7 protein-coding genes and 1 pseudogene are annotated in these 6,315 nt (G+C 46.2%); 5 read left to right on the forward strand and 3 right to left on the reverse strand.

Going from position 1 to position 6,315, the window contains the following annotated elements; translation table 11 throughout:
- Positions 1 to 124 precede the first annotated feature (124 nt).
- A pseudogene (locus tag C1752_RS27655) lies at positions 125 to 394 on the reverse strand (helix-turn-helix domain-containing protein); the annotation flags it as partial.
- A gap of 188 nt (positions 395 to 582) precedes the next feature.
- Between C1752_RS27655 and C1752_RS27660 the strand changes: the two are divergent.
- Entirely contained in the window at positions 583 to 798 is a 216-nt protein-coding gene (locus tag C1752_RS27660) for a Nif11-like leader peptide family natural product precursor (protein WP_110989261.1), read from the forward strand.
- Positions 799 to 1,246: 448 nt separating this feature from the next.
- Here C1752_RS27660 and C1752_RS27665 read toward each other — a convergent pair whose 3' ends face one another.
- Entirely contained in the window at positions 1,247 to 2,278 is a 1,032-nt protein-coding gene (locus tag C1752_RS27665; RefSeq protein WP_110989262.1) for an AI-2E family transporter, read from the reverse strand.
- A gap of 164 nt (positions 2,279 to 2,442) precedes the next feature.
- Between C1752_RS27665 and C1752_RS28800 the strand changes: the two genes are divergently transcribed.
- Complete coding sequence (locus tag C1752_RS28800) at positions 2,443 to 2,610, forward strand: hypothetical protein (protein WP_158535251.1); 168 nt, start codon at positions 2,443 to 2,445, stop codon at positions 2,608 to 2,610.
- Between the two features lie 212 nt (positions 2,611 to 2,822).
- Positions 2,823 to 3,026: a hypothetical protein gene (locus tag C1752_RS27670; RefSeq protein WP_110989263.1), complete on the forward strand. Its 204-nt coding sequence runs from the start codon at positions 2,823 to 2,825 to the stop codon at positions 3,024 to 3,026.
- Positions 3,027 to 3,097: 71 nt separating this feature from the next.
- On the opposite strand, the gene C1752_RS27675 is transcribed toward C1752_RS27670, so the two are convergent.
- Positions 3,098 to 4,315 carry a PQQ-dependent sugar dehydrogenase gene (locus C1752_RS27675; protein ID WP_110989264.1) on the reverse strand — a complete coding sequence of 406 codons (1,218 nt, stop codon included), beginning with the start codon at positions 4,313 to 4,315 and terminating at the stop codon, positions 3,098 to 3,100.
- 75 nt (positions 4,316 to 4,390) lie between these two features.
- On the opposite strand from C1752_RS27675, the gene C1752_RS27680 reads away from it, so the two are divergent.
- Positions 4,391 to 4,885: a DUF4113 domain-containing protein gene (locus C1752_RS27680; protein WP_110989265.1), complete on the forward strand. Its 495-nt coding sequence runs from the start codon at positions 4,391 to 4,393 to the stop codon at positions 4,883 to 4,885.
- A 260-nt stretch (positions 4,886 to 5,145) separates the two neighbouring features.
- The gene (locus C1752_RS27685; RefSeq protein ID WP_110989266.1) at positions 5,146 to 5,925 is read left to right on the forward strand and encodes a hypothetical protein; all 780 of its coding nucleotides are present in this window, start codon (positions 5,146 to 5,148) and stop codon (positions 5,923 to 5,925) included.
- The last annotated feature ends 390 nt before the right edge of the window (positions 5,926 to 6,315 follow it).

Genomic DNA, 6,315 nt, shown 5'->3' on the forward strand with positions numbered 1-6,315 from the left:
GTTCTGCCCCTACTGTGGTCAGGCATATAAGTTACCTAAATCCAAAACTTTGAAGTCTTGAATAGACTATTAATAAAGGGTTTCAAGGTTTGAGTGAGAATAATTAGGCGTATGTCGGCATAACCCCCCATAGTTTTGCCATTTGACCCTGAGTTTTATCGCCATGTGCTTGAACGAAGGCTCGAAAACGTGGCCAATCTGTAATCTTATGGCGGTTGCCTTGTTGGTAATGGGTAATGGCCCGACAGTCGCCTGTTGCCTGCTCTCGCTTGAGCCACAGATCTAGGGTATTGCGACTGATGTGCAGCGTTTTACATACCGCCGTTTTACGCTCACCGCGCTTGACTGCATCAATGGCCTTGCGGCGAAGATCATAACTGTAGGGGGCTGACATAAGGATTACTTGACGCTCTCTACCTATGTCCTATCACAAATCTGTAGCGCTATAAGCGTTGCTATCTGGGAAGATCTACCTGAGTAGCGACAATCGATTCCATAATGACAATTGCTGTAGAATTTACTTGAAGCTCGTAAAGGTTTCCCTGCTTCATAGACCCGCTAGCGAGAATAAGACTTAAGAATATGGCAATAGATCAACTCAAAGCATTTTTAAAGAAAATGCAGTCTGAACCTGCACTTAAAAATGAGGTGCAAGCAGCATCAACGGCTGATGATGTTGCGCGAATAGCACTAAAGCTTGGTTTTGAATTTTCTGGTGATGAATTATTGAGAATGTCAGGCCAGAAAGTTGGCAGGGTTACTGTTACAAAAATAGATACCCCTGGAGAGTACAACTAAAGGGAGTGTCGCAAAAACTGGGTGCGATCAGTAGTGGCTGTAATCTAGAAAGTCTGTTCTCTGTAACGCTCTGCCGATACGAACCCTGCTAAACCGTTCAAGTAACATTGGTAGCACTCACAACGATCTTGATCCCAAACCAGGAGAGATCGCAACTCTGGGCACTCTGAGATCAGCCTTTCTTCTCTTCAGCCTATGCCCAATCTCAGCAAAACCGCAGAACTTAAAGCGATCGCAACTGCCACCATGCAGCAGGCGATCTATGCTGAAGCTCCTGTGACAGTGTTGATGCTCCTATAAATGTCAAGGCGCGTTCAAATTCTGCTAGATGCCTGCAATGATTGGAAAGACAGTCGCTTCAGGAGGTTGAATGTGGAGAGTGATCAAAAGCAGGGGAATCAAGCCGCCACGGGTATTTCCTCGTAAACCACTATCTCAAAATTGACGACTAACTATCTTCGCTGCCTGCACCCATTAAGCTAGCAACTAGCTGAGTTTGAGAAAAGGGTTCGAGGAGAAGCTTCTTAACCATGATAGTAAGTGGCAAAGCAAGAAAAGCACCAATCGGGCCTAATATCCATGCCCAGATAATGACAGCAAGGAAAGTGACTAGAATCGATAGGTCTAATCCCTTCGATAGGTATCGAGGCGCAACGACCATATCGAAGAAGTTGTTGATAACGATATAAGCGACGGCAAAGAACAAGGCTTTTAGCCACCCAAGCTCAATAATGGCAATTAGCAGCGGCGGGGCAAGTGCAATGTAGAAACCAATGTTCGGGATAAAATTAAAGGCGAATGAGAGCACTCCCCATAGCACGGCGAAATCTAAACCTAACAACCCCATCAACAGCATCTGAACAAGTGCGGTCAAAGCCCCTAGCCAACCTTTAATCATTAAGTATGAACTGGTACTTTGGGCGAACTCTTCAAACCGTTGTAATGCTGATGGGTTATTTTCAAGCCCCTTTTTAAGCTGGGTGGAAAAGCTAGGAGCCGTTGCCAGCATGTAAACAAATATCAGCAATGTCAGTCCAGTGTTAGAGAGTGTCCCGAGTACCGTAGTTGTTAGAGATAGTGAAAACTGAATTAGTTGTTCGGGTTGCAGCCAACTCAATGCTTGAATGTCGTCAATGGTCACGCCTTGTTCAGTGAGTCTTTGCCATAGACCATTAATCTGCGTTTCAATCTGATTTCCATAAGCAGGCAGATATGTCACTAGCTCATTAACAGAGGTAACCAAAAAGAGAACAATAGAGACACCGATAGCAACGACGCTCAGCAAAACTAGCATGTAGGCCAGCCATTGAGGTAATCCTCGTCCTTTAAGCCATGCAAAGATAGGATAGGTGACCAGGACTAAAAACAAGGAAAGCAGGATTGGTGTTAGCAGACTGGCCATTGTTTTCAGTCCGGCAACAATGAGAACAACACTAGCAAGGCTCACTAATAGAGAGACGATGGCTGATTGTGTTTTCATGCTATTGATCTCTGAGGGTTACTACCCGAAGCTACTTATCGCTGATAGGCAGTGCCATTGTCTCATTCAGCGTTACGCTCGTCAGTCGAAGAAATCAGTCTGTTGAAGGGTAGTCGTACTAATGCTTTATTACCTTTGGTATAAGTACCAATAAACCATCAGGAATGCACTCTAATTCAGCACTATCGCTGAGCACAATCAATCGGCGTCGGCTAGCGCAAAGACTGAGCCAGGAGCAAACTACCAGCGATCGCAACACCGCAGCCTTCCAACAGCCAATACTTCCGTTCATCGAGCGATCACAATGGAAATCCCAAGAAAACCTGTGGTAGGCCTTCCCATAGCAATAGAACCATACGGAGGTTAGAAGAAGAACTTTTCCATTTACGATATCTGGAATGATTTTTGTTAACGCCTTCAAAACCCTGATTTACAAAGATTTCAGGGATTAACTATTCCATTAATAGGTCAAGATGGGACAGTGAAGGAACCTCAGAGATTTCCGTTTCTAGAGTCAGATCATATAAAAGTCTAGAATCTCGAAATGTCTGTGAATAGAGGCTTTCAAGATTTTATCTTGTGCCTAACCGCCATTTGGTACCGTTGCTATGGGAAGGCCTACAAGAGCGATGCCCAGCGGATGAGGGCAGAAAACGCCCAAGCCAGACTCGCGGCCAAGCGGAAAGCAGAGCGCGATCAGCAGATGAGAGATGCGATCTCACGGGTTCCTGTGAAGCACAGGATTTAGAATAGCTTACGTGAACTGAGTATTACTAAACTCTCGACCGATATTGTAAGCGTCGGATAAAACGGCTAAATTTAATTGTTCGGGTCAACTTCTAGGCGCAAAAGCTGACCCGAATTAGCATCAGTTAGCACATATAGATACCCATCTGGCCCTTGGCGGACATCACGCACCCGCTGGCCAATCCTGATTTGGGACTCCGCTGTCACGCTCCCTGACGCATCTAGCTCGAGCTTCCGAATGCTACGGGAGACAAGTCCGCCAGCAAATAAATTGCCGCGCCACTGCGGAATCCGATCTCCCGTATAAATAGCTAACCCCGAGGGCGCAATGGAAGGGGTCCATACGCGCTTTGGATCTACCATCTCAGGGCCAGTGGTTGCCGGGGCGACGGCGCGATTACTGGTGTACTCCTGGCTGAAAGAAACAACGGGCCAACCATAGTTTTTGCCGGATTGCACCCAGTTCAGTTCATCGCCGCCGCGTGAGCCATGTTCGGTCGACCAAACTCTTTTTCGCATTGGATCATAGGTCAGCCCCTGGATATTGCGATGGCCATAACTCCAGACAGCAGGCGCGGCTCCCTCGGTGGACACAAAGGGATTATCCACTGGAATGGTGCCATCATCTTTGATGCGAATTACTTTACCAAGATGGCTAGCGCGGTTTTGGGCTTGTTTACGGATTAGAGCACCATCAAACTTCACGGGCGGATTGCCACCATCACCAATGGAAATCAATAGGGTTTCGTCCGGCAGCCAAGTCAGGCGCGAACCGAAGTGCTGACCACCACGCTTGGTTTGGGCAACCTCGAATATCACTTGCCAACTATCAAGCTGCTTACCGTCAAACTTAGCGCGGGCGACACGGGTCCGGTTGGCGTTGCGGGTGCCGTGGGAGTAGGTGAAATAGACCCAGCGATTGTCGGCAAAGCGGGGATGGATAGCAATATCCAGCAGCCCACCCTGTTGGGTAGCAAATATTTGTTGCGCGGCGATGGTGGAAACGGTTGTCACGCCTTTGATCGGCTTGGGGTCGAGCTTGCCATTTTTAACGAGGCGTAGCCGACCAGAACGCTCGGTGATTAATATTTGATCATCCGGTAACCAGGCCATACCCCAAGGATGCTCCAGACCTGTAACGATCGGCACGAGTTTGACCGCAGCAATCGATAGCTGATCGGCCTTGGGACTCAAGCGGTCACTGGGAACGGGGATCGCTTGAGCACAGCCCAGAATTGCTCCAACCCCGAAAAGTAGGCCAGTAACCTTAGCAATGGAGCGAGTTCGCATGGGCTATAGCCGAATTAAGGGTTCATTTTTGACCAATTGCTCCGAGTGTAACAAGGAGGGGGAATTGAAGAGCGGGTGGAGGAGCTAGCACTGCTGCAGTCTGTGGACATGCACTCGATCAAGGCAGCGGAGAAGTTGCGATCGCAGAACTCAGTCTGTAGTGCAATTCAGGTTTCCATTGGCACTGGACGACATAATCCCAATGAGGAGTATTTCTCGCAGTCGGCCTTAGCGAAGTTCGCGGTGCCGACTGCTGACACGCGCAAGCTGATCAATGCGGCAGGGCAAGCACTCCGGCGAATCTACAGGAAAGGGCCACACTATGCCAAAGCGGGGGTGATGCTGCTGGATATCTCCCAGGCCAACACGATGCAGGGACATCTCTTTCAAGAGAGGAACAGCGAGAAGGCGATCACGCTCATGAATACGGTCGATCAGCTCAATCGTCTGTATGGCCGCAGGGCGGTCTTCTTTGCTAGCGAGGGTTGCGATCAGCAGTGGGCGATGAAGCGGCAGCGGATGACGCAGGCGTATACGACGCGGTGGGAGGATTTGCCGGTGGTGAGATAGACATTACCACTCTCCTCTCAGGACAACACAAACAGTAGTTAAGCTCTGCGGCAAGATTGCATAACTAATCGATATCTAGAAATAGATCTATCCAAATCAATTCATCAACAATGTTGCCCATTGATACTCCAATCATCACTAATTTTAGAAAAGGCGATAAATACCCCTACTCATTCATTTTTCACTCATCAATATCAATACAAACGGATTTAGAGCAACTATAATAATTCCTCCATATAAAGTATAGAGATAGATTCGATATGACATCACCTCTCAATGAATCCACAAATAGCGCAGTTAAAGAAAAGATAGAAATCGGGAAAAACCTATTCAGTCTTTTGAGAGACGCATCTCTCTTTAGTCTTTTTATATTATTATTGATCGCTCCAACTATATTAAATGAAAGATTGATAAAAGCTGGATTTGAAGAAGGGACTGTAGCGGGATTTAAGTGGAAGAAGCAACTCAGCAAAACAGACAATGATTTAGTTCAAGCGGCCCAACAAATAGATGCACTAAACAAGAGGGTTAATGAATCCAACAAAATCATTGCAGCTCTTGAGCAGAGTGAGTCAGGATCACAAACAGTCAATGCAGCAGATGCTCAAAAACAAATCAAAAAAAACGAGGTATCCTCAACCACTGCTGACACTGTTAACTCAAGAATACAAACGACACTTGAAAACAATACTCCAATTCTAAACCCAGAGATAGACACATCAAAAACAAGCTCATTAGTCAATATAGTAAATACATATAAAATAGCTATTTATTATAATCAAGAAAAATCTGAGCAGAAAGAAGAAGCTTTTGAAATCAAAAAATCTTTAGAGCAAGCAGGCGTAAAGTCAAGTATACAAGTTAAGCCTCAAAAAGACTCAGCATCATCCAACCAAATTCGCTACTTTAATGATACTGAAAGAGAAGTCGCATACGCATTGCAGAATATACTAGGTGAGTCATATACAAAAGAAATCTTTAATTTACAGACTGTGTATACGCCATCGCCAAATTTTATTTCAATTTTTCTGGCATCGTAATATTCCTCTCTTTCACGATCATTATTTGTTAGACCACACCGAATCGTCCACCCACCCACATTCTCCACAATCCCAATGTAAGACGGGCGGATTACTTCGGTCGAACTCATGCCCACACTGGGGACAGCGACCGGTGACAATTGGATAGCTATTATCATACTGCCGAGAAAAGCCTGGTTAGAGTTCGCGCTTAAGTGATCAGGATTCGGGTGATTATTCCCGATCAAGTTTCTCCAGGACGACTGCAATCCAAGCACAACCTAATTTTGACCTTGTCTTGAAAAAGTGGACACTCCATTCGAAGAAATGATCTAGGAGAATGTCCACATGACACAGAAGAAACGCAGACTATTCACTGATGAACAAAAAGCAGAGGCAGTCCGTATTGTC

Origin of the sequence: Acaryochloris thomasi RCC1774 (genome assembly GCF_003231495.1) — a bacterium.
Classification (GTDB): domain Bacteria; phylum Cyanobacteriota; class Cyanobacteriia; order Thermosynechococcales; family Thermosynechococcaceae; genus RCC1774.